This window comes from Vagococcus sp. CY53-2 (assembly GCF_022604695.1).
Lineage (GTDB): Bacteria > Bacillota > Bacilli > Lactobacillales > Vagococcaceae > Vagococcus.
The window spans coordinates 38,711-62,017 of record NZ_JALAHP010000003.1 but is presented as its reverse complement, the minus strand read 5'-3'; the positions used below and the strand labels follow the sequence as shown (position 1 = coordinate 62,017).

20 protein-coding genes and 1 other RNA gene are annotated in these 23,307 nt (G+C 32.7%); 14 read left to right on the top strand and 7 right to left on the bottom strand.

Annotated elements, in window-relative coordinates:
- Positions 1–16: 16 nt before the first annotated feature.
- Positions 17–739 carry a trehalose operon repressor gene (gene treR, locus MN581_RS06205; protein ID WP_117973238.1) on the bottom strand — a complete coding sequence of 241 codons (723 nt, stop codon included), beginning with the start codon at positions 737–739 and terminating at the stop codon, positions 17–19.
- Between the two features lie 310 nt (positions 740–1,049).
- Between treR and treP the strand changes: the two genes are divergently transcribed.
- Both treP and treC read left to right on the top strand, forming a co-directional pair.
- Positions 1,050–3,011 carry a PTS system trehalose-specific EIIBC component gene (gene treP, locus MN581_RS06200; protein WP_241699418.1) on the top strand — a complete coding sequence of 654 codons (1,962 nt, stop codon included), beginning with the start codon at positions 1,050–1,052 and terminating at the stop codon, positions 3,009–3,011.
- Positions 3,012–3,028: 17 nt separating this feature from the next.
- On the top strand, positions 3,029–4,654 hold the full coding sequence (gene treC / locus MN581_RS06195) for an alpha,alpha-phosphotrehalase (RefSeq protein WP_241699417.1): 1,626 nt from the start codon (positions 3,029–3,031) through the stop codon (positions 4,652–4,654).
- A gap of 42 nt (positions 4,655–4,696) precedes the next feature.
- On the opposite strand, the gene MN581_RS06190 is transcribed toward treC, so the two are convergent.
- The gene (locus tag MN581_RS06190) at positions 4,697–5,647 is read right to left on the bottom strand and encodes an AEC family transporter (protein ID WP_241699416.1); all 951 of its coding nucleotides are present in this window, start codon (positions 5,645–5,647) and stop codon (positions 4,697–4,699) included.
- 189 nt (positions 5,648–5,836) lie between these two features.
- On the opposite strand from MN581_RS06190, the gene MN581_RS06185 reads away from it, so the two are divergent.
- Complete coding sequence (locus MN581_RS06185; protein WP_241699415.1) at positions 5,837–7,633, top strand: heavy metal translocating P-type ATPase; 1,797 nt, start codon at positions 5,837–5,839, stop codon at positions 7,631–7,633.
- A gap of 45 nt (positions 7,634–7,678) precedes the next feature.
- Here MN581_RS06185 and MN581_RS06180 read toward each other — a convergent pair whose 3' ends face one another.
- The 3 genes from MN581_RS06180 to MN581_RS06170 form a co-directional block, all read right to left on the bottom strand.
- Positions 7,679–8,461, bottom strand: a complete 783-nt coding sequence (locus MN581_RS06180) for a PHP domain-containing protein (RefSeq protein ID WP_241699414.1) — start codon at positions 8,459–8,461, stop codon at positions 7,679–7,681.
- Positions 8,462–8,525: 64 nt separating this feature from the next.
- Positions 8,526–9,704, bottom strand: a complete 1,179-nt coding sequence (locus tag MN581_RS06175) for a GGDEF domain-containing protein (RefSeq protein ID WP_241699413.1) — start codon at positions 9,702–9,704, stop codon at positions 8,526–8,528.
- A gap of 11 nt (positions 9,705–9,715) precedes the next feature.
- Positions 9,716–11,221, bottom strand: coding sequence for a helix-turn-helix domain-containing protein (locus tag MN581_RS06170; protein WP_117973231.1), 1,506 nt, complete (start codon positions 11,219–11,221; stop codon positions 9,716–9,718).
- A 255-nt stretch (positions 11,222–11,476) separates the two neighbouring features.
- Here MN581_RS06170 and MN581_RS06165 point away from each other — a divergent pair, with 255 nt between their 5' ends.
- Positions 11,477–12,175, top strand: a complete 699-nt coding sequence (locus MN581_RS06165; protein ID WP_117973230.1) for a zinc metallopeptidase — start codon at positions 11,477–11,479, stop codon at positions 12,173–12,175.
- Here the strand turns inward: MN581_RS06165 and MN581_RS06160 are convergent.
- Entirely contained in the window at positions 12,172–13,032 is an 861-nt protein-coding gene (locus MN581_RS06160; protein ID WP_117973229.1) for a helix-turn-helix domain-containing protein, read from the bottom strand. The two genes, MN581_RS06165 and MN581_RS06160, sit on opposite strands and share 4 nt — an antisense overlap.
- A gap of 83 nt (positions 13,033–13,115) precedes the next feature.
- Between MN581_RS06160 and tadA the strand changes: the two genes are divergently transcribed.
- Both tadA and ffs read left to right on the top strand, forming a co-directional pair.
- Positions 13,116–13,646 (top strand): tRNA adenosine(34) deaminase TadA, encoded by a 531-nt coding sequence (gene tadA, locus MN581_RS06155; RefSeq protein ID WP_117973228.1) that lies wholly within the window; start codon positions 13,116–13,118, stop codon positions 13,644–13,646.
- 7 nt (positions 13,647–13,653) lie between these two features.
- An RNA gene (ffs, locus tag MN581_RS06150) (signal recognition particle sRNA small type) lies at positions 13,654–13,753 on the top strand.
- Positions 13,754–13,832: 79 nt separating this feature from the next.
- On the opposite strand, the gene MN581_RS06145 is transcribed toward ffs, so the two are convergent.
- Complete coding sequence (locus MN581_RS06145) at positions 13,833–14,255, bottom strand: cupin domain-containing protein (RefSeq protein WP_117973227.1); 423 nt, start codon at positions 14,253–14,255, stop codon at positions 13,833–13,835.
- 277 nt (positions 14,256–14,532) lie between these two features.
- Here MN581_RS06145 and MN581_RS06140 point away from each other — a divergent pair, with 277 nt between their 5' ends.
- The 8 genes from MN581_RS06140 to MN581_RS06105 all read left to right on the top strand — a co-directional run bounded on the left by MN581_RS06140 (position 14,533) and on the right by MN581_RS06105 (position 23,285).
- Complete coding sequence (locus MN581_RS06140; RefSeq protein WP_117973226.1) at positions 14,533–15,735, top strand: acyl-CoA dehydrogenase family protein; 1,203 nt, start codon at positions 14,533–14,535, stop codon at positions 15,733–15,735.
- Positions 15,736–15,906: 171 nt separating this feature from the next.
- Positions 15,907–16,809, top strand: coding sequence for a LysR family transcriptional regulator (locus MN581_RS06135; protein ID WP_117973225.1), 903 nt, complete (start codon positions 15,907–15,909; stop codon positions 16,807–16,809).
- 263 nt (positions 16,810–17,072) lie between these two features.
- A complete protein-coding gene (locus MN581_RS06130; protein WP_117973224.1) occupies positions 17,073–18,254 on the top strand; it encodes an acetyl-CoA C-acetyltransferase in 1,182 nt (393 codons plus the stop codon).
- A gap of 26 nt (positions 18,255–18,280) precedes the next feature.
- Complete coding sequence (locus MN581_RS06125) at positions 18,281–19,399, top strand: acyl-CoA dehydrogenase family protein (RefSeq protein WP_241699412.1); 1,119 nt, start codon at positions 18,281–18,283, stop codon at positions 19,397–19,399.
- 18 nt (positions 19,400–19,417) lie between these two features.
- Entirely contained in the window at positions 19,418–20,272 is an 855-nt protein-coding gene (locus tag MN581_RS06120) for a 3-hydroxybutyryl-CoA dehydrogenase (protein WP_117973222.1), read from the top strand.
- A 14-nt stretch (positions 20,273–20,286) separates the two neighbouring features.
- On the top strand, positions 20,287–21,072 hold the full coding sequence (locus MN581_RS06115) for an enoyl-CoA hydratase-related protein (RefSeq protein ID WP_117973221.1): 786 nt from the start codon (positions 20,287–20,289) through the stop codon (positions 21,070–21,072).
- Positions 21,073–21,112: 40 nt separating this feature from the next.
- The gene (locus MN581_RS06110; RefSeq protein ID WP_117973220.1) at positions 21,113–22,399 is read left to right on the top strand and encodes an acetyl-CoA hydrolase/transferase C-terminal domain-containing protein; all 1,287 of its coding nucleotides are present in this window, start codon (positions 21,113–21,115) and stop codon (positions 22,397–22,399) included.
- Between the two features lie 22 nt (positions 22,400–22,421).
- Positions 22,422–23,285: an MBL fold metallo-hydrolase gene (locus MN581_RS06105; protein WP_117973219.1), complete on the top strand. Its 864-nt coding sequence runs from the start codon at positions 22,422–22,424 to the stop codon at positions 23,283–23,285.
- The last annotated feature ends 22 nt before the right edge of the window (positions 23,286–23,307 follow it).

The window sequence follows — 23,307 nt, the reverse complement described above, 5'->3', positions numbered from 1 at the left end:
GGTGATTTTTGATTTGTTATATAGTTGAGGGATTTCTTCTAGCAAAGTCATAAAATAAAAATTTGTCCACACGATGCCTGCTGTCTGTATATTGAAATTGTTCTGCATTAGCTAAAAAGACGCGACTTTGAATGGAAACAATATTGGTATCTTGAGGATTTAAATCAAGGTATTGTTTTTCTTCTTGATTTAATTTCACTACGCGAATTTCTTTTTCCGCAAATGAAATTTGTAAATTTAAGTCTTTCTCGATGTGTTTATAAATAGAGTCTTCACCGATTTCTTTTGTGAGAGTAGGAATAAATCGACATAAAAGATAGTCCGTATCTAAAATAATTTTTTGTTTATCAATTTCACGAGTTCGAATCATTTTCCATGCTTGTTCTCCTACAGAAAATCCAGTGAGTGATTCAAGTTTTTTGTCAATAATGATTTTTTCTAAGAAAATAACGTTCGTAATACTTTGATAACCATAAGCATTTTGCAATTCTTTATAGCTTGTTAATCCAGATATAGGAAATCTTAACTGTTCTCGTTTTAAAACAAGCGACCCTTTTCCATGTATTTTTTGAATATAACCGTTAGTCATAAGAAGATTTAATGCTTTTCTTATAGTATCTCTAGATACTTTAAATTGTTTCACGTATTGATTTTCACTAGGTAAATAATCTCCAGGTAAAAATTCTCCTCTTAAAATACTATTTTCTATTGATTGGTAAATAACCTCATATGCTTTCATTCCTATTTTCCCCTTCAATTAAACTTGTATGAACAACTATACAAGTTAGTATAAAAGAAAAAAATAAAAGCGTTTTAATTATGAAAGAATTTTAATAAATCAATCATTAAATTGATAGCTTGTTAGTATTTGACTATATAAGTGTACAGTTATAGTGAAAATAAGCTATTTTATTAGATTTTTTATGACAAAATGATGTGAATTGGAATAATGAAAAATAAATAAAATGTGTTAGCGCTTTACAAAGTGGTGAGGAGGGTGTATATTTTATTTAAGATAACTTGTATGTACAAGTGAAAGGAGAAAGAAGATGGGAAAATTTAATCAAGATGCATTATTATTACTAGACTATGTTGGTGGTAAAGAAAATATTGCCGCAGTCACACATTGTGCCACACGTATGAGGTTTGTGTTAAACGATCCATCAAAAGCACAGGAAGATAAGATTGAAGATATTTCTTGTGTGAGAGGGATTTTTACAAATGCTGGACAGTTCCAAGTCATTATTGGGAATGAAGTACCAACATTTTATCAAGAATTTATGTCTATTTCAGGTATTCAAGGTGGAACAAAAGAGGAAATTAAATCAGCAGCAAAACAAAATCAAAACATGCTACAACGTGCAGTAACTGTTCTAGCGGAAATTTTTACGCCATTATTGCCAGCAATTATTGTTGGAGGATTAATTTTAGGTTTTAGAAATATTTTAGAAGCTGTTCCGATGGGATTTTTAAATGGTAAAACGATTACAGAGTCATCTACTTTTTGGAATGGAGTTAATGGATTTTTATGGTTACCAGGTGAAGCGATTTTCCATTTCTTACCAGTAGGAATTACATGGAGTATTGCTAAAAAAATGAAAGGAACTGAAATATTAGGGATTGTTTTAGGGATTACATTGGTTTCTCCACAACTTTTAAATGCCTATGCAGTAAACTCAACAAGTGCGGCAGATATTGCAGCTAATTGGAGTTGGGATTTTGGTTTCTTTACAATGGATAAAATTGGGTATCAAGCACAAGTTATTCCAGCGATGTTAGCAGGATTTATGTTAGTATATCTGGAACGATTTTTAAGAAAACATATTCCAGAAGCTGTTTCAATGATATTTGTTCCGTTTTTTGCTTTATTACCAACTATTTTAGCAGCTCATTTAATTTTAGGGCCAATTGGTTGGAAAATAGGTTCAGCTATTTCAACAGTGGTTAATACAGGTTTAACATCATCATTAAATTGGCTGTTTGCAGCGGTGTTTGGTACTTTTTATGCCCCACTTGTTATTACAGGATTACACCATACAACCTTAGCAATTGATCAACAACTAGTAGCAGATTTTGGCTCAACCAATCTTTGGCCAATGATTTGTTTATCAAATATTGCTCAAGGGGCAGCTGTTTTAGCTGTTGTTTATGCTCATAGAGGAAATAAAAAAGAAGAACAAGTATCTGTTCCATCAGTTATTTCAGCTTGGTTAGGTGTAACAGAACCTGCGATGTTTGGGATTAATTTAAAATATATGTACCCATTTGTTGCGGCAATGATTGGTAGTGGAATTGCTGGTTTGTTTGTGACGTTATTTGGTGTTAGAGCCCTATCAATTGGAGTGGGTGGATTACCAGGTATTTTAGCGATTGTGCCAAAATATTACGGTGTATTCTTTATCGGAATGATCATCGCTGTGGCAGTCCCATTCGTCTTAACCTTGTTCTTTAGAAGAGCAGGTATTTTTAATCAGTTGGATAGAGTAGGAGAAGCGATTTCACCAATAGACGTTAGTTTAAGTGGGCCGGTTGCTCCTGAAAAAGTAGTCAGTGAAGTCGTAACAGTTTATGCGCCATTGATAGGAGATATGGCACCAATTACTGAATCAAAAGATCCAGTATTCTCACAAGGTACGATGGGACAAGGTGTTGTGATTGAACCAAGTGAAGGTCATGTTTATGCTCCAATGAGCGGAACAATTAGTTTAGTCTTTCCAAGTAAACATGCCATTGGGATTACAGATGATCATGGCATTGACATGTTAATTCATGTGGGATTAGATACTGTCAATTTAAATGGTCAATATTTTGAAACACATGTCAAACAAGGTGATAGAGTGACTGTCGGTGATTTATTATTAGATTTTGATATTGAGGGCATTAAAGAATCAGGATTCTTAACCCAAACACAAATTGTGATTACAAATTCAGATAGTTATCAAGTAGATCCAATTATAAAAGATGGTTACGTAAATAAAGACACCAGTATTTTACAAGTAAAATCGATTTAGTAAAGGAAGTGGCCTCATTGAGTTTTAAGGATAAAGTAATTTATCAAATTTATCCAAAATCATTTTATGATAAAAATGGTGATGGAGTGGGTGATTTACAAGGAATTATTGAAAAATTACCCTATCTAGAAACGTTAGGAATAGATATGATTTGGTTGAACCCTATTTATCCAAGTCCACAAAAGGATAATGGCTATGACATTTCCAATTACATTGCGATTGATCCTGTTTTTGGAACAGAAGATGATTTTAAAGAATTAGTAAAAAAAGCACGTGAACGAAATATAGAAATCATGCTTGATATGGTACTAAATCATGTTTCAATTGAACATGAGTGGTTTAAAAAAGCAGTGAATGGTGATACTTATTATCAAGATTTCTTTATATTAAGAAGTGAACCGACAAATTGGGAGTCAAAATTTGGTGGAAATGCCTGGTCGCGATTTGGTCAGACCGATGATTACTTTTTACATTTATATGATAAAACACAAGCTGATTTAAATTGGCGAAATCCAAATGTTAGAAAAGAATTATATAAAGTCGTTGATTTCTGGACAAATTTAGGTGTAAAAGGGTTACGATTTGATGTTATTAATGTCATTGGAAAAGATGATGTATTAAAAGATGCGACTGATATGATTGGAAAAGCTGAGTACACGGACAAACCAATCGCGCATACTTTTATTCATGAAATGAACCGCGAAACGTTTGGAAAAGATCCATCTATTATTACTGTAGGGGAAATGAGTTCAACTACTATTGAAAACGGCATTTTATATACTGTACCTGAAAGAGAAGAGTTAAGTATGATTTTCAATTTCCATCATTTGAAAGTTGATTATAAAGATGGAAAAAAATGGACTATCATGCCATATGATTTTAACGAACTAAAATCAACGCTTCATGAATGGGGAACAGGTATGAGTAAAGGTAATGGTTGGAATGCCTTGTTTTGGAATAATCATGATCAACCGCGCGCTATTAATCGTTTTGTTGATTGGGAAAAATATCGTGTACGTGGATCAAAAATGTTAGCAGCAGCAATTCATTTAAACCGAGGGACACCTTATGTTTATATGGGAGAAGAAATTGGTATGCTAGATCCTCAATTTGATAAGTTGACTTCTTATCAAGATGTTGAAACCCATAATGCGTATACTCAGTTATTAGAAGATGGATTAAGTCATGATGAAGCCATCGAAGTCATTCAACATAAGTCTAGAGATAACTCTAGAACACCTATGCAGTGGGATAGTACGGACTATGCTGGATTTAGCAAACAAGAGCCCTGGTTATCTATAGGTAAATATGATGATATTACAGTTGAAAATGAATTGAAAAATGGCAGTATCTTTTCCTTTTACCAACAACTGATTCAATTAAGGAAAGAATATCAGGTTATCTCAATGGGAAATTATGAACCATTTGAGGTTGAAAATAGTCGTATTTATGGATACATTCGTCGTTACGAAACGGATTCATTGCTTGTGCTAAATAATTTTTCTGATGCCCCAATTAACGTGACTATCCCAGATGAATTTTTTTCTGGAAATATTTTAATTAGTAATGTGGCATGTGAAACAATAGAAAAAGAGTTAGATATTCAGCCCTATCAATCTTTAGCGATATACGTACAAAAATAATAAAAAACCAGTTACTTATAATAAAAGTAGCTGGTTTTTTGATTAAAAAAAGATAGATACTAACTTCATTAAGATAGGAAATGCTAAAAGATAAGCAAATAAAGAATAGGTTAATGAGGCATCTGTAAAACTGACATCTATTTGTTTTTCACCAGCTAGTATTGCCACGGTATTTGATACAGGAATACTAAATTGAATCAAATAAACTGCTCCCACTATTGGGGGAAGATGAAAGAAAGTTGCTAGTAGTATGACTACTAATGGGGAAACGACAAAACGTCCTATTAAAATTCCAACAGTTTCTTTTGAAAAAGTTAAATTTTTTATTCCGGTTTCATAGATGGTTGTCCCAATGTATAGCATTGCCAAGGTAGAAGTTGTTTCCCCAATATAGCCAAATAAAGAGGTAGCGATTGAAGGAATTGGAATATTAAAGTAAACAAACATACTGGCGATTAAAAAGGCTATTATTGGAGGACTGCATAATTCTTTTACTGTTCGTTTGATATCAAAAGCATTATGTTTACTCGAGGTAAGATTACTATCGTGGTTAAGCAACATCACGCCAATTGTCCAGGTAGATACGCTAGTCACAATATAGGCTAATAAAGCATAAGGTAGACCTTTATCACCGTATAAGCCTAAAATAATTGGTAAACCAATAAATGCTGCACTAGGAGATGAAAAGCACAGAGTAAAGGCTCCAATTTGATGTTTAGCAATGTTTAATAGGTGAGCAATCAAATATCCGATAACAAATACTAAACTAATCGTTAATACTGGAAAAAAGGAGTCTTTGAATAATAAAAGGAGTCTTTGTTTGGTAAAATCACGAGTGATACGAAGAAATATTTCTAAAGGTAAGGCAAAATTAATAACAAAAAATGATAAGGCTGTTCCAACTTGTTTGGTAAAAATTCCCTTTTTTGATAGAAAATAACCTAATGAGATAATGATGAATAGAACGAGAATGGTTGAATAGCTTGTTAACATTGTGTCACTTCCTTTTTATAGTCAGTCGTTATTGTATAAGAAAATTATCACTCAATCACTAAAAAAATAAGAAGATTCTATGGCTTTTCAACATTTAAATGATTACTTTTCTCATTTAAGTATTATTTTTATTTGATTAAAGACATTAGTGATAAAATATGATAAAAGACTAATGATAGGAGAATTAATATGACAAATTTGAGGAAGTTTTTATTAACTATTTTTTCAGGTGTCATAGCGTTGATTGCTGAATTTGTATGTCATCAGTCTATGGTAGCATATTGGATTGTTATAGTTATTGGTGGTATGACAACTATTTCTATGTTTATTGGCATGATTAAAACCCTAAAATCAGGAAAATATGGTGTGGATATTTTAGCTATTACTGCTATTGTTGCTACTCTGGCCGTTGGGCAATATTGGGCAAGTTTAATGGTTTTAGTGATGTTAACTGGTGGGGATAGTTTGGAAGATTATGCAGCAGGTCAAGCTGGGAAAGAACTAAAAACACTACTTGATAATACGCCTCAAATTGCTCATAAAGTAGAAAATAATAAGTTGGTAGATTATCGCGTGGAAGAAGTGAAGGTAGGGGATGTGATTTTAGTAAAACCTGGAGAAATTGTTCCAGTAGATGGAACAATTATCGAGGGAATCTCCTCTTTTGATGAATCCTCATTGACAGGTGAGTCAAGATTCATTGAAAAAAAAGTGAATGATAGTGTTATGTCGGGTTCTGTTAATGGGGACGTGGCAATTAAATTTAAAGTGACAAAGATTGCTGCTGATAGTCAGTATCAAACGATTGTAAAATTAGTCAAAGAATCTGAATCTAAGCCAGCAAATTTTGTCCGTTTGGCTGATAGATATGCTGTTCCTTTTACAATTATTTCTTATTTAATTGGTGGTGTAGCATGGTTTATTTCAAAAGATCCTGTAAGATTTGCTCAAGTATTGGTTGTTGCATCACCTTGTCCATTGATTTTAGCAGCACCTATAGCACTTGTAGCAGGTATGAGTCGATCAAGTCGACATGGCGTTGTAGTTAAAACAGGAACAACAATTGAAAAATTATCTGATGCGCAAAGTATTGCTTTTGATAAAACTGGGACATTAACCGAAGGAAGTTTAGATGTTTATAGGATTACAAGTATTAAAGATACTTTATCAGATAAAGTACTTATCCAATTGGCAGCGAGTATTGAACAAGAATCAACTCATATCTTAGCACGTTCTTTAGTATTATATGCTTTATCACAGGGAATTGATTTGTTGGATGTGACAGAATTGAAAGAAGTGACGGGTGAAGGTGTACAAGGAAAGATAAAGGATCAATTAGTTAAAGTGGGAAAAGCTAACTATGTAGCTGACACTATACACTCTACAACTGAGAATACGGCAGTTTATGTATCTATTGATGATAAATACGTTGGAAACATCGAATTTGAAGATATTGTTCGGCCTGAATCACAAAAAACAATTAAACGATTAAGACAATTAGGCATCAATCGTATTTTAATGATTACAGGAGATAATCTACAAATAGCAAAAAAAGTTGGGGATATCGTGGGTATCATAGAAATTCATGCAAAATGTTTACCACAAGAAAAAATAGACATCATTAAAGAATTAACGCAAACCAATTCTCCAGCTATTATGGTAGGAGATGGGATGAATGATGCACCAGCTCTTGCAATGGCAGATGTTGGAATAGCAATGGGGGCTCATGGTTCAAGCGCTGCTAGTGAAAGTGCAGATGCTGTTATTTTAAAAGATGATTTGTCCAAAGTGACAGATGCGATAGACATATCCAAAAATACAATGAAGATAGCAAAGCAATCAGTGTTGATTGGTATTTTTATTTGTGTTATCTTGATGCTTATTGCTAGTTTAGGAATTATTCCGACACTAATCGGTGCCATGTTGCAAGAAGTAGTGGATACTGTGTCTATTTTATCAGCATTAAGAGCAAGAAAAGACAAATAGAAGAAACGGCAAACATTCATATGGTTCTTGAATGTTTGCCGTTTTTTATATGTTTACCATAATTAGTTGTTGCTTTTGATAGACAGCTAATTCAAAGATGCCGTTTTTAATTAATAAGTTTTTCATTTCTTTAAATCCTAATTCATAATCTTCTGCAACATGGGCGTCAGATCCTAAAGTGAATAATTTTCCTCCTAAAGAGATGTATAAAGGAATCGCATATTCATAAAGCTCTTTGTTACCATATTTGATAAAACTTTTAGCATTTAGTTCAAAGGCAATATTTTTTTCTATGATGTTTTTAAAAATATTAACTAAATAAGGTTCAGCTATTAGTCTAAACTCATTAACGGATAAATTAAGTCGCCTCACACCATAATCAAAGTGTGTCAAGATATTACCAAATTTAGCTGATTTAACAGCATCTAACATTCTAGAATAGTAATCACTGATTAAAACATCTGTATCTAATGTTAAAACATCGTCATCCATATAATCAAATACGCCATTTTGGTGAATACTAAGTAAAATAACGTCGTATTCTTTGCCTTTTAGAAAATCGTTAAGTAATGTAGCTTGAGTATTGACATAACCTATTTCTATTCCTTTGAGAAGATTGGTATGAGTGTTAAGAGACAGGCGGTTAATTTCTTCATTGTATAGGTGGTAATCAGGAATACTGTCTTTGCCATTGACACAGGGGTTCTTTAAATCTAGGTGTTCAGTTGTAACGAAAAAGTCAGGTGAGTAAGTGTTTAAATAATTTTCAAATGATTCTTCCGAGTCAAATGAATGATGAGTATGTAAATGTTGGTCATAATAATTCATACAATTTCCCTCTTTTAAGTTAATATAAAAGCTTTAAAATTGGAGTACCCATTTTTAAAGCTTTTTAAATAGTTCGATAAGTTGTAACGAGTTGGTTTTTTCCAATTTTTTTTGCTTTATAAAGCATGCTATCAGCTAATTTGAACATATCTTCAGTACTAAAATTTTTATTTTTAATACTTGTTTTTTTAATAATAGCTAAACCACAAGATATTTCTATTGGAATCGTTAAGTTTTCATAAATACAAGGAGTTTGGTTTATTTGTATTAATTTTTTTTCGATAAACTCTTCAGGCTGAATTATAGGTGATTTAAAGATCATCGCGAATTCATCTCCTCCGATTCGACAAATTCTAGGAGATTCTAAAGATGGCTTATCTAGTGTTAATAGATTAGCAATATGAATTAAAACCTGGTCTCCAGCTAAGTGACCATGGTGATCGTTGATTTGTTTAAAATTATCAATATCTAATATGGCAACTCCACAAGTTGCTTGGTTCATAATTAAATCATGGTAAACATGATCTAAGAAAAAATAGAATGATTCTTTATTGTATAACTTTGTAAGATGGTCATAAATTGATGACGTTCGATAAACATGAATTGTTTTGGAAATTGAGATAGATGAATCAATTAACCATGCTGTAAATAAAAAGACTAATGAAAAAATCATAATGTATGATAAAACATTAATTAATACTTTAATCGACGTAGGTGGAGAAAAAAGGATACAAAATGTCCCTAATCGAATTGACAAGGCTACGACAAGAAAAATTAATACTGATTTTTTTTGTGAAAAATGTTGTTTCTTTATGATAGTAGCTAAAATAACGAGTGAAATAGTCAGAAAAATATTATTAAAAATTTCATACATATGTGCACTTCTAAGGCTGTATTGGATTAGTTTTAAAATAATCAGTGTGCCACCGTTAAATACTCCTATTAATGTTGAACCATAATAAATAGAAAAAAAGATGGGCAAATATCTAACATCAACGCTGATTCCACCATATAAAGGAACGGGTATTTTGTTTAATGAAATAAAAAAACAGAGTATGCCTACAATGATTCCTAAAAAAATCTGATGGTTTTTAGATAGCAAAAGGTGACCGGTATGATTCATAAAATCTGAATCAACTTGATTATCTGTCAAAGATTGTCTAACAGATAGGAAATAAAGAGTCAATGCAGTACTAACGATGATAGACAAGTTGATTAAAATAGCATTAACAAAATCTAACATGTATAAAACTCCTAGTAATAATTATTATTTAAGTAAGTGACTACTTTTTCATCTAGTTGATGAGTATTGTTAATTGCTCGCCGGATTGTCCCCCAATCGGAATTTGATGGAATATCATCAATAACAACTAATTTATCTTGCGGCAATATTTCAGAGTCAAATGTACTAATAATAATATCGTAAGATTGAAAATATTCTTTTGGAATATCATCAATAAAAATAACAGATTGTGTATATGCTTCAATGATAGCTTTGTTAACAAAGTTTTTTTGAATCATTTTAGATAAGAAGTCTGAATGGTCATACCCTAGGCTACTCATAACAAGAATTTTAGCTTTTTGTTTTTTATTTTCTAATAATGTTGGTAAGTCCGTCCATTGAATCATAATTGTACAAAGTACTTCATAAAAATAATCAGTATACCATGGGAAGTCAGTTGATTTTTCTAATTTGATTAATTCTTGTTCAATCACGAGTGCCATGGTAGGAAATAATTTTTTTATCGCTATAGCGTTATAAAATTTTTTATTAAAAATAATATAATTTGGATAGGGATAGATTGTATGTTTTAAATAAGTATGTTTCATTGAATTCTCAATTTTATCAGATAACTGATTGGTTAGAGTGAAATCAAACACATTTCGAATATTTTTCATTAAGTGCTTAATTTCTTTTGTAACGTGTAGATATTCCTCTTCAGAATGCCAATTAATTAAATGGTAATACAAGGAAAACATCAAATCATAGATGAGTTGATCGTTAATTAATAAGCCATAGTCTTTAGCAATATTAGCTAAGTCGTTTGCATTGCGATTGAGTGAGTGATACATCTCTTTTGTAAAGATATTTTTGTCATATCCTTCGATAAAAAATTCTTGGCTTTGACGAGTTAGTGATATGCAAAGAAGATAACTAATAAGTAGCAGGTCTTTTTCGGAGACCTCTTCATTAAAATACTCTACAATATCTTTCACAAATTGAATGGTTTTTTTCTTATCAGAAGGAAAAGGCCACTCATTAATTTGATATGCTTCGAAAAAATAATTTGTATAGAAAAATCGAACAAAAAACTCATCTTTCCCAATCACGCGACACGGTTTTTTTTCGAGAGTAAGTCCATATTTTTTTAATGATTTTGAAACATCCCCTGTGATTCTATACAAGGAAGATTCACTGATAAATAGCTTTTCACCCCATTTTTCTATACTAAGTGTGGTGTCAAAAAAAACAGATTCGATTAAACGAAAAGCTTCTGAATTTTTTAGGACGTATCGATAAACTACCTCAATATGACTACTGGGTTGTGTTTGTAAACGCACCCCATTTTTTTTAGATGTTTCAATGAGTAGATGTGGGTACCAATTTTCTTTTAAATAACTCACATCATTATTTATCGTTCTTAATGAGGCATTATTACTTTTTGCCAGTTCATTAGAGCTAATCCAATTAGAGACTTCATTAAGTTGTTCAAGTATGTGAAGTCGTCTCTGAGTGGGAGTATCTAGAAGTTCACGCATAGATGTATTCCTTTCATATGAGTTTTATTTATAATAGTCACGTGGTTATTAGGATTCAAAATAACCTTACCTTATAAAGATACCTTATTTTGTATAAAAAATCTACTTAACAAAAATACCCATGTAGAATATTAAGAATTTATTAAAACACTGTTAAGTAGAGGATTTCTACTACTAAATTTGATTTATTTTATAAATGTTTTTTATAAAATCTGTTACAATGTTATTGAGACAATAATAAGGGGGTATAGAAATATGTTTTATCCATTTTTTGATAGCACCTATATATTGGTGATTATTGGTATGTTATTATCAATGGTAGCATCTAGTTATGTGAATAGCACTTACCGAAAATTTGACAAAGTGATGAATAGAAAAGGGTACACAGCAACAGATGTTGCTCGTTTGATTTTACAAGACTCTGGTATCTATAATGTTGGTGTACAACAGATATCAGGAGACTTGACGGATAATTACAATTCAAGTACGAAAATACTTAGTTTATCACAAACTGTAGCAGATTCAAGGTCAGTTGCAGCGATTGGTGTCGCCGCCCATGAATGTGGACACGCTGTTCAAGATCAAAAACATTATGCTCCATTAAAATTAAGGATTGCGATGGTTCCAGTCGTTAACTTTGGCGCTAAACTATCTATTCCATTAATTTTAATTGGTGCCATATTTTTTAGTGCCACACCAGCATTAGTGACGATAGGGTTATGGTGTTTTGCTTTAACTTTTCTTTTTCAAGTTGTGACCTTACCGGTAGAGTTCAATGCTTCACGGCGAGCATTAGCTATATTGAGTGAAAATCATATTTTAGAAGATGATGAATTAGTTATGGCAAAAAAAGTACTAACGGCCGCTGCATTAACTTATGTCGCAGCAGCTGTAGCATCACTCTTACAAGTATTACGTCTATTTTTATTATTTGGAAATAATAATAGAAACTAGAGCGACAGTATCCATAAGTAACATAGCGTTAGTTCAGTCATATTTTTGAGAGAAATACCTGTTTGTTCCGAAAACTTATCAAGTTTATATTGTAAAGTATTTCGATGAGTATAGAGCTTCTTGGCACTGGAGGTAATATTACCTTTTTCATTCCATAATGTTTTAATCATTAGAATAGTATCTTTATCAAAAATAGTCGATGTGTATAATTTAGTCATTAAGGGGCTTTCCTTAATGGCTTTTTTGGTTAGATATTCTAATGCGACATCTTCAAAACTGAAAACATCATTTGGATGATAATTATAAACAAATTTATTAAAAATTATTTTTTCTTCTTTAAAATAGGTAATGAATTCTGGAGAGATCTGATAAAATTGACCAATAAAAGCTGTTGTTTGTATCAAAAATTCACTTTCCAAAGTTAGAAGCATAGCTTTAATATCTTGAAAAGAATAGGAAACAGAGGTTCGTTTTTCAATTAAAATAGCGGACGTTTCATCAATAAAAAACGAATCAACGATAGAATCAAATAGCTTTGACAAATGAGTAAGCCAAGATTTTTTATTAACTGAATCTTTTCTTATTTTAATCTGAATGATACGATAATAGTCAGGTGAAGTAGGGATTTCAGCTTGATTAAATAAATAATCATACCAAAGATGACCGCCAATTTTTTTTGTTAAGGGTTGTTTGATTAATAGTTCAGTTAGTAGGGTTTCTTCCCTAGGTGAGATGTCTTGTTTTGAAATGTAAAAGAATTCATTATCAATAGGAATTATCAACTTAGTTGATTCTTTGTGATACGCTGAGTTGAAATAACCATTAGGAAAAAGAGTTTGAAGTAGTTGTCTATTCAAATTAAATCATCCTTTATTTTATGTTAAAGTTATTCTAACATAAAACTAAAGTTTAAAAACATCTTTTATAGAGGGGTTAAAAAATGTTAGAGAAGTTAAATAAATTATCAGAACAAGAAAAAAAATATTATATGAATGAAGCCTTATTAGAGGCTAAAAAAGCTAATATGATGGGGGAAGTTCCTATTGGAGCGGTAGTTATTTTGGATGGGAAAATCATAGGGCGTGGACATAATGTACGTGAATTTTCACAAGATGCTACAACACATGCCGAAATGATTGCTATAAGAGAAGCAAACAGACAAGTGGAGAGCTGGCGATTAGAAAAAGCTCACTTGTTTGTCACTCTTGAACCTTGCCCAATGTGTAGCGGAGCAATTCTTTTATCGAGGATAGAAAACGTTTATTTTGGAGCGATGGATCCAAAAGGTGGCACAGTAGGTTCTTTGATGAATTTATTGCAAGATAGTCGCTTTAATCATGAGTGTTACGTCGAACAAGGAATTTTAGAAGAGGAATGTAGTACAATATTAACCCATTTTTTTAAAGAAATAAGAAAAAGAAAGAAAGAAGCAAAAAAGACTAGTAATCTATTAAAAAATGTTGTACAATAATACATGCCGTTATGGCTAGGACAATGGTGGACCGATGAAGCGTGTCAGATCTGGAAGGAAGCAGCACTAAGTTGGTGCCACCATGTGTCTGATTTTATATAGGTGTTAAGCCTATTTTTTTTTGCTTAAAATTAATAAAAAACACGCCACAGTGAGTTGCTCGCTGTGGCATTTGTTTTATATTATTTAGTCTTCATTAGGGTCATCAATAGCATCTTGATGAGTTGGATGAACGGTTCCAGGTAAATGATCTGGACCAGCGTATAAAGTATAAAGTTTTAATGGTTTATCACCAATGTTTTCAACATTATGCCACATATCTGCTGGAACAAAAATGGCATCATCATCAGAAACTTCTTTAACAAATGTTAAATTATCTTCAGTATCTCCCATTTTGCATAACCCTTTTCCTTCTTCAATACGTAAAAATTGGTCAATACCATGGTGGACTTCTAAACCAATATCATCCCCAGGTAGAATGGACATTAAAGTCATTTGCATTTTTTTGCCTGTCCATACAGTTGTACGGTAATTGTCATTTGCCAAGGTCCATTCTTCAACGTTTTCTACTACTGGTTTTTGTCCTCTGTCTGTAAAATCAAAACTCATTATCTATTCCTCCAATGCTATTTTATATGTCTATCATAACATAAAATAATCCGTTTACAAGTAATTGTTATTATTTGATAATTATTATAATCTAAAAAAAAGGCAACTCTTATCATAGAATAAAGAGCAAAAACTAAATAATGTAAAGGCTTTATAAAAGTATTAATAAAACTAATAGTTTACATAATTTTTGTTAAGTAGCAATGTTCGTGAAAACGGATTATTATTTGATTGTAAGTAGGAAATAACAAAAAATAAATTTTTGGAGGAACACAACATGTCATATTTAGAAGAATTGAAAGAGTTTTATCCGTTAGATTTGTATGCCTTTTCAAGAGGGTTGACTGAAGGTGAATTCACTGTTCTTAAAAATTTACGAAAAGTTCTAGAAGAAAAAGTAAAACCAGTTATTAATGAGCACTGGGAAAAAGCTGAATTCCCATTTGAAGCATTTGGTGAAATTGCTAAAGTTGGTGTAATGAACAGTCCATTATTATTTGAAGGACGTGAAGGAAAACGTAAACCAAGTGAATTATATAATGCCTTTTTATATTTAGAACTTGCTAAATTAGACGCTTCAATCGCAACATTCTATACAGTTCATGGTGGATTATGCTACAACACAATCTTAATGGGTGGTAGTGAAGAACAAATCGCTCATTACGCACCAAAAGTGGCGTCATTTGAATGGCAAGGATGTTTTGGTTTAACTGAACCAGATCATGGGTCAGATATTGCTGGTGGACTTGCAACAACTGCTGAGAAAAAAGGCGACAAATGGGTTATCAACGGAGAAAAACGTTGGATTGGTGGAGCAAACACTGCTGATATCTTACCAATTTTTGCTCGTGATACAGCTGATAACAAAATTAAGTGTTTCATCGTACCTGGTGGTTCAAAAGGACTTAGAGTTGATGTTATCCAAAATAAAGTTGCTTTAAGAGAAGTACAAAATGGTCATATCTATTTAGATAACGTTGAAGTTGACGACAGCACTCGCTTAGAAAATGTTAATGGATTTAAAGATGTTGCTCGTATTTTACGCGCAACACGTGCGGACATCGCTCATTTAGCAATGGGTATGACTTATGGTTCATTAGAAGCTGCACTTAAATATGTTAAAGAGCGTGACCAATTTGGTAAAAAAGTTTCTTCATTCCAATTAGTTCAAGAAAAATTAGCTCGTATGGAAGCAAACGTTGTCGCAACATTAGCTTACTCTGCACAATTAGCTAACTTACAAGAACAAGGTGAATTCTTAGAAGAAAACTCTGCATTGGCTAAAATGCATAATGCTTTAAGAATGAGAGAAACAGTTGCTTTAGGTCGTGAAGTATGTGGTGGTAACGGGATTACATTAGAAACTGACGTAGCTCGTTTCTTCGCTGATGGTGAAGCAATTTACTCTTATGAAGGAACTCACGAAATTAACGCACTAATTGTTGGGCGTTACTTAACTGGACAAGGAGCTTTCGTTTAATTTTTAATTATTAATTTTCCAATTATCACAAACTTTTGAATTAAATAGAGTATAAGCTGCTAAATTAGTCATGGATTTAGTAGCTTTTTTTGTCGGACAAACGCTTTTATGTTGATTTTTATTTAGCGTATGAGTATTCTTAAAAGAAAGAAGCTAGAAGGGGTTAACAGCATGGATATTCAACAGTTATATTATTTTATGAATATTGTCGAGTGTGGTTGTAATTTGTCTTTAGCAGCAAAAAAAATTCATATTACACAATCTGCATTGAGTCAGTTGATTATAAATTTTGAAGCCAATGAGGAATTGGTTTTGTTTTATCGAAAAAACGGTCGTTTAGATTCTCTTACGCCAAGTGGAGAGAAATTATATGCTTACGCTCAACAAATTACTAAGTTACATGAGCAAATGAATGATATGGTAAGAAAAGAAGCAGCAAAACAAAAAGGAACGATTCGTATAGGGCTTCCTTCGCTGATTTTACGTATTTTCTTTTCTTCGTTTTTCCCGAAATTCACTCTAGCCAATCCAGATATTCAAATTGAAATCATTGAAGGTGGGAGTAACCAATTAAGAAAAATGCTATTTCAAAATGATTTAGACTATGCTATTTTAATTGAGCCAACAAGTTTAGATCCTAAAGCATTTGAAGAACATGTCATTCAGATTGATGAAATGACGGCATTTGTGTATCATGATCATCCGCTTGCTTATAAAAAAATGTTGAACTGGGAAGATTTAGAACCTTATCCGATTGGAACTTTCAATGAGAGTTTTACCACAAATGAATTGGTTAGAAATAAATTAGCAAAAATAAAAAGTAAAGCAAAAATTATGTTTCAATCCTCTTCATGGGACTATTTAGTAGAAGCAACTCAAGAATCTAAAATTGTTACAATTCTACCTTCTCCAATTGAGAGAACAATGGATAAAACGTTGTTTAAGGAGATTCCATTTAAGGATCCAATTCCGTTTAATGTATTACTTTGTAGACCGATAAAAGCGACTTATTCTGAAGTTGAAAGTAAAGTATATGAATCCATTCTTAGTTACTTTTATCAACCAATGATTTAATTTTGTAGAAACATGACTCTTTTTGATTCATGTTTTTTTTATTAAAATATAAAATTATCAAATGTTAAAAGAAAATTATACTTATTATGCTAATATTTAATGAAAGAGTCTATAAAAACCTTGTTTAATAAGATTTTTAAAGTCTATTAGTTTAACTAATAGTATAAATTATATTTACTTGTTAGATTTTTGTTATGTTTCGATATAAAATAATAAGTGTAAATGAAGCGCTTTATTAATTGGCGCTATAGGAGGAAATATAAGTGAAAGAAGTAGTAATCGTATCAGCTAGAAGAAGTCCAATTGGAAGTTTTGGTGGAAGTCTTAAAAATATGTCAGCCGTTGAATTAGGAAAAAAAGTATTAGAAGCATCTTTAAAAGATATTAATTTAGATCCATCATTAGTTGACGAAGTGATTTTAGGAAATGTTTTATCAGGTGGGTTAGGACAAAACGTTTCACGTCAAGTCGCAATAAACGCTGGCATTCCTAAAGAAAAATCAGCCTTCACTATTAATAAAGTTTGTGGTTCAGGATTAAAAACAGTTGTTCTTGCTGCTCAATCTATCATGTTAGGTGACAATGAGATTGTTGTTGCTGGTGGGACTGAAAGTATGAGTCAAGCACCTTATGTTTTAGAAAGTGAACGTTGGGGTAAACGTATGGGAGATGCTAAAGTAATCGATACAATGTTATCAGATGGTTTAGTAGATGCTTTCCACGGAATCCACATGGGAATCACTGCAGAAAACATTGCAGAAAAATTTGGCTTTACAAGAGAACAACAAGATGAATTTGCTGCAAAAAGTCAAAATAAAGCAGAAGCAGCTGTTACATCAGGACGCTTTAAAGAAGAAATCGTTGAAATTGAAATTCCACAACGTAAAGGTGAACCAGTTATCTTTAAAGATGATGAATTCCCACGTTTTGGTTCTACTGTAGAAAAATTATCAAACTTACGTCCAGCCTTCAAAAAAGATGGCACTGTTACAGCGGGTAACGCATCTGGCGTGAATGATGGTGCAGCAATCCTAGTATTAATGTCACGTGAAAAAGCAGATGAGTTAGGCCTAGAAGTTTTAGCTTCAATCGAATCATATGCCTCAGCAGGTGTTGATCCAACAATTATGGGAACAGGTCCTATCCCTGCAACTAAAAAAGCATTAGAAAAAGCTGGTTTAACAGTGGAAGATTTAGATTTAGTGGAATCAAATGAAGCGTTTGCATCTCAAGCAATGAGTGTGATGCAAGAATTAGGATTAAATGAAGACATTACAAACGTTAATGGTGGCGCAATTGCTCTAGGACATCCAATCGGAGCAAGTGGTGCACGTATCTTAGTAACATTACTACATGAAATGAAAAAACGTGATGCGAAAAATGGATTAGCAACTCTATGTATCGGTGGCGGACAAGGTATCGCTTTAGTTGTTAAGCGTGGTTAATTAAGTGAAGTAAAGGGGTAAGCACAATGGAAAAAAGACATGAGCTAGTGCAACAAGTGATGAATTACTCTCATAAAGAATTAGCAAAAGTAGCAAGATATTACGATACGGTAGATAAATTTCCAGAAGAACAGATGAAACATTTATTTCAAATGAATATTTTGCCAAGTTTATATAAACAGTTAAATAATCTTACCTATCATGATTACTTAAGCGTTATTCGGCTAGTCTCTAAAAATTTTCCAGCACTTGGTAGTATTCTGCTCACACAAGAAAGTCATTGTGCTTGGCCTATTTCACAATTTGGAACAGAAGAACAAAAGAAACAGTACTTAGATAAAGCATTAACTGGTGAGTTTTATGGCTGTTTTGCTTTAAATGAACCTATTACAGGTAGCGAAATTGAAGAAATGAATACGATTGCCAGACAAACAGAAACAGGTTGGGTATTATCAGGAAACAAAGATTATATTTCAAATTCTCCTATTGCCAGTGTGTTACTGATTGCGGCTAAAACTATGAGTCTTGATGGCGATGAAGGCTATGCTGTGTTTGTCATTGATAAAAAGACCAATGGCATAAAAGTCGGTGAACTTGAAGAAAAGATGGGGATTAAAGCACTCCCTGTTGCCAGTGTGACCTTACAAAATGTTGAAGTATCAGATAAGCAGTTATTAGGTGGCGTAACAGATGGATTAGTTCAGATTCAATCTATTTTAAATCGAAACCGTCTAGCAGTTGCAGCACAATCCTTAGGAATCGCAGGAGGAGCACTTGATAGAGGATTGAAATATGTGTCTTATGATAGAAATTTAGGAAAACGCTTAATCGATATGACCTCTACACAATTTAAGCTAGCAGATATTGAAACAGGAATTTATTCTGCTAGGTCTTTACTGATACAGGTAATTAATTCTGAGCAAGAACAAGATGAACGCATGGTCGCGATGACCAAATTAACTGCATCTAACTTAGCAATTGATGCAACAGAAAGTATTATAAATATGAGTGGTGGTTATGGTTATATGCGAAACAATGATATCGAGAGATTTGTACGAGATGCAAAAATTACAGCGATATATGGATCATCATCTAATCGATTAAGACGTATCATAGCAAAACCGTGGATAGATAATAAAATGTAAAGTAAAGGACGTATAAAAATGGAGATTAAAAAGGTAATGGTTGTCGGCGCAGGACAAATGGGAAATGGTATTGTTCAAGTCTTAGCAACAGTTGGCTACGATGTTTATATGAATGACATAACGGAAGAAGCAACACAAAACGGTTTGGAAAAAATTAAAGGGTTTTTAGCAAAATCAGTTAAACGTGGCTCTAAAACAGAAGATGAAGTAACAAAAATTTTAGATAGAATCACACTATCAACATCTTATGATGATGCAAAACACGTTGATTTGATTATTGAAGCTGCAACAGAAAATAAAAGAATTAAATTAGATATTTTTAAACAGTTAGACGCGATTGCACCAGAACATACAATTTTAGCCACAAACACATCTTCTTTATCAATTACTGAAATCGCTTCAGTAACAAGTAGACCAGAAAAAGTAGTCGGAATGCATTTCTTTAATCCAGTACCACTGATGAAATTAGTTGAGATTAACCATGGTATGGCAACAAGTGATGAAACAGCAAAATCTATTTTAGATGTAGCAAGTAAAATGAGAAAAGTATCAATTGATATTAAAGACTCACCAGGATTTGCAGTAAACCGTATTTTAATTCCAATGATTAATGAAGCAATATTTGTTTTAGGTGAAGGCGTTGCTACAGCTGAAGAAATTGATGAGTCAATGACACTCGGCGCAAACCATCCGATGGGACCCTTAGCATTAGCAGACTATATTGGACTAGATACGTGTTTAGCTATTATGAACGTGTTATATGACGGATTTAATGATTCTAAATATCGTCCAGCACCACTACTTAAAAAATATGTAGAAGCAGGATGGTTAGGAAATAAAACAGGAAAAGGTTTTTATAACTACAAAAAATAATGGAGGAATCATGAATGAAAACATATAAATACTTAAGTTTATCTGCTGAAAATGGTGTTGGGACATTAAAAATCGAACGACCTAAAATGTTGAATGCTCTAAGCACAGGAGTTTTAGAAGAAATAGATAAAGCCATTGATGAAGTGAGCTCTAGACAAGACATCGATGTGTTATTAGTAACAGGAACAGGTGAAAGAGCTTTTGTTGCTGGAGCAGATATTTCAGAGATGAAAGATAAAACAGTGTTTGAAGGACGTGCATTTTCAGAAATTGGGAATAATGTCTTTTTAAAACTAAGCACATTAAGACAACCAACGATTGCTTGTGTGAATGGATTTGCTTTAGGTGGCGGTTGTGAATTAGCTTTAGCGTGTGATATGAGAATTGCTTCAGACAATGCAAAATTCGGTCAACCAGAAGTTGGATTAGGGATTATACCAGGATTTGGTGGCACGCAACGATTAACAAGACTTGTGGGAATAGGTATAGCAAAAGAATTAATTTTCACAGGTAAAATTGTGTCAGCTGATGATGCTTTAAGAATAGGATTAGTAAATAAAGTGGTTAGTTTTGATGATTTACAAACAGAAGCAATGGATTTAGCTAATCAAATTAGAAAAAATGCTCTACTTGCGGTAGAACTAAGTAAAGAAGCAATTGATTCGGGTATTGAAATGAGTTTAGCTAATGGAGTAAGACTTGAAGCAGAAGTATTTGGCTCATTATTTTCAACGAATGATCAAACAGAAGGTATGGATGCATTCGTCAATAAACGTAAACCCAAGTTTGAAAAAAACTGAAAATTCAGAAAATACTGACAATAATAAGGAGAGTTTAACTATGAATTACGATAACTTATATAATGAAAAAATTAAGTCAGCAAAAGATGCAGTCAGCGTGATTGAACCAGGAGATGCTATTATTTTTCCAATTATGCCAGGTGAACCACCCGCATTATTAGATGCTATTCGTGAAATGGATACATTAGAGGGTAACTCTTTATATCGTATGCTACCTAGTTTTCCAATAGTTGATGTAGAAAAATCAAAATTACGCCAAATTTCAATCTTTTTATCAGGCATGGATAGAAAAGGAATGAATGCGGGAAACATTGATTTGCTACCAAATCATTTTTCTGACATCCCTTCTATTTTGAAAAAACGTGAAGGTGACAAATTAGTCATCATGGCAACAGTATCGCCAATGGATAAAGATGGAAACTTTTCATTAGGTACTAGTCCATCTTACGTTGCCTCATTAGTCGAAGGTGCTAAACGAATTGTTTTAGAAGTGAACGAAAATATGCCAAGAACATTTGGTGAAAAAAATACAATTCACATCAGCCAAGTCGATGCTTTAATTGAAAATAATGTTGAGTTACCAGAACTTGTTAGTCCAACACCAAATGAAAAAGATTTAGCTGTTGGTCGTGAAATTGCGAAAAAAGTAAAAGATGGTGACACATTGCAAATTGGTTTTGGTGCAATGCCTAATGCTGTAATGGAATATTTGACAGAGAAAAAACATTTAGGATTGCATACAGAAATGCTTCCTGAAAAATTAGTTGACTTAACTGAAAAAGGTGTTATTGACAATAGTGCAAAAGAAATTCATAATGGTAAGTCAGTTGCGACTTTTGCCATCGGAAGCAAGCGACTTTATGAATTCATGGATAATAACCCAGACATTTTAATGTTACCGTGTGACTACACAAATAGTTTTGACACAATTAGTCAGATGAAACACTTATTTGCGATTAATTCTGCTATTGAAGTTGATTTCCTTGGTCAATGTAATTCAGAAAGAGTGAAAGGGCTTTACTATTCGTCGACAGGCGGCCAATCTGATTTTATGAAAGGGGTACGTTTAACAGAGAGTGGTACTGGAATTATTTGTTTATACTCGACAGCTAAAAATGATGAGATTTCGACAATCGTACCAACTTTATTCGAAGGTGCTCCTGTTGCAACATCAAAAAATGATATTGATACAGTTGTAACTGAATATGGTAGTGCAGAATTAAAGGGTAGTACAATTTTTGAACGAACTGAAAGATTAATCAATATTGCTCATCCTAAATTTAGAGATGAATTAAAAGCAAAAGCTAAAGAAATGAACTATATGTAATCAACTACTAGGAGGAAATCAGATGGATACATTAACGTTTCATGATATGACATTAACCTGGTTAGAAGGTGGAATGACTTGTTTGGATGGTGGAGCGATGTTTGGTGTTGTACCAAAACCAGTCTGGACAAGAAAATATCCAGTGAACGAAAAAAATCAGATTGAGTTACCGACAGACCCTATATTAATTCAATATCAAGGTAAAAATTACTTGATTGACGCTGGTGTAGGAAATGGAAAATTTACGGATAAACAAAAGAAGATTTTCGGTGTTGCTTGGGAGTCTGAAGTTGAGTCATCTTTAAAAGAATTAGGATTGACTTTTGAAGACATTGACTTTCTGTTAATGACTCACATGCACTTTGACCATGCAACTGGATTAACTAAACCAACTGACGATGGTGGTTATGTATCTGTCTTTCCAAATGCAAAAATATATGTTCAAGCCATTGAGTGGGAAGAAATGCAACATCCTAATATACGCTCGAAGAGTACTTATTGGGCCTATAATTGGGAACCAATCGTTGATCAAGTGGTTACTTATGACAAATCAATTGAAGTAGCAGAAGGTTTGACAATAATTCATACAGGTGGGCATAGTAATGGACATGCTGTGATAAAATTTGAACAACAAGGTGAGACGATGATTCATATGGCAGATATTATGCCAACACATGCTCATCAAAATCCTTTATGGGTTCTAGCTTATGATGATTACCCAATGACATCGATAGCAAATAAAGAAAAATTATTAAAAGAAGCTTATGAAAACAACTATAAATTTATTTTCTATCATGATGCCTTTTATCGAATGATTCAGTGGGACAATGAAGGAAAAGAAATGATTGACACTTTGGAGAGGTCCAGAGAGAGAATTATAAGGTAAGTGTAAAATATAGGGGGAAGTA

Excerpts from the sequence above, each read along its gene's own strand:
- treR (WP_117973238.1), bottom strand. The coding sequence starts at position 739 with ATGAAAGCATATGAGGTTATTTACCAATCAATAGAAAATAGTATTTTA.
- treP (WP_241699418.1), top strand. The coding sequence starts at position 1,050 with ATGGGAAAATTTAATCAAGATGCATTATTATTACTAGACTATGTTGGT.
- MN581_RS06190 (WP_241699416.1), bottom strand. The coding sequence starts at position 5,647 with ATGTTAACAAGCTATTCAACCATTCTCGTTCTATTCATCATTATCTCA.
- MN581_RS06185 (WP_241699415.1), top strand. The coding sequence starts at position 5,837 with ATGACAAATTTGAGGAAGTTTTTATTAACTATTTTTTCAGGTGTCATA.
- MN581_RS06180 (WP_241699414.1), bottom strand. The coding sequence starts at position 8,461 with ATGAATTATTATGACCAACATTTACATACTCATCATTCATTTGACTCG.
- MN581_RS06175 (WP_241699413.1), bottom strand. The coding sequence starts at position 9,704 with ATGTTAGATTTTGTTAATGCTATTTTAATCAACTTGTCTATCATCGTT.
- MN581_RS06170 (WP_117973231.1), bottom strand. The coding sequence starts at position 11,221 with ATGCGTGAACTTCTAGATACTCCCACTCAGAGACGACTTCACATACTT.
- MN581_RS06165 (WP_117973230.1), top strand. The coding sequence starts at position 11,477 with ATGTTTTATCCATTTTTTGATAGCACCTATATATTGGTGATTATTGGT.
- tadA (WP_117973228.1), top strand. The coding sequence starts at position 13,116 with ATGTTAGAGAAGTTAAATAAATTATCAGAACAAGAAAAAAAATATTAT.
- MN581_RS06145 (WP_117973227.1), bottom strand. The coding sequence starts at position 14,255 with ATGAGTTTTGATTTTACAGACAGAGGACAAAAACCAGTAGTAGAAAAC.
- MN581_RS06140 (WP_117973226.1), top strand. The coding sequence starts at position 14,533 with ATGTCATATTTAGAAGAATTGAAAGAGTTTTATCCGTTAGATTTGTAT.
- MN581_RS06135 (WP_117973225.1), top strand. The coding sequence starts at position 15,907 with ATGGATATTCAACAGTTATATTATTTTATGAATATTGTCGAGTGTGGT.
- MN581_RS06125 (WP_241699412.1), top strand. The coding sequence starts at position 18,281 with ATGGAAAAAAGACATGAGCTAGTGCAACAAGTGATGAATTACTCTCAT.
- MN581_RS06120 (WP_117973222.1), top strand. The coding sequence starts at position 19,418 with ATGGAGATTAAAAAGGTAATGGTTGTCGGCGCAGGACAAATGGGAAAT.
- MN581_RS06115 (WP_117973221.1), top strand. The coding sequence starts at position 20,287 with ATGAAAACATATAAATACTTAAGTTTATCTGCTGAAAATGGTGTTGGG.
- MN581_RS06110 (WP_117973220.1), top strand. The coding sequence starts at position 21,113 with ATGAATTACGATAACTTATATAATGAAAAAATTAAGTCAGCAAAAGAT.
- MN581_RS06105 (WP_117973219.1), top strand. The coding sequence starts at position 22,422 with ATGGATACATTAACGTTTCATGATATGACATTAACCTGGTTAGAAGGT.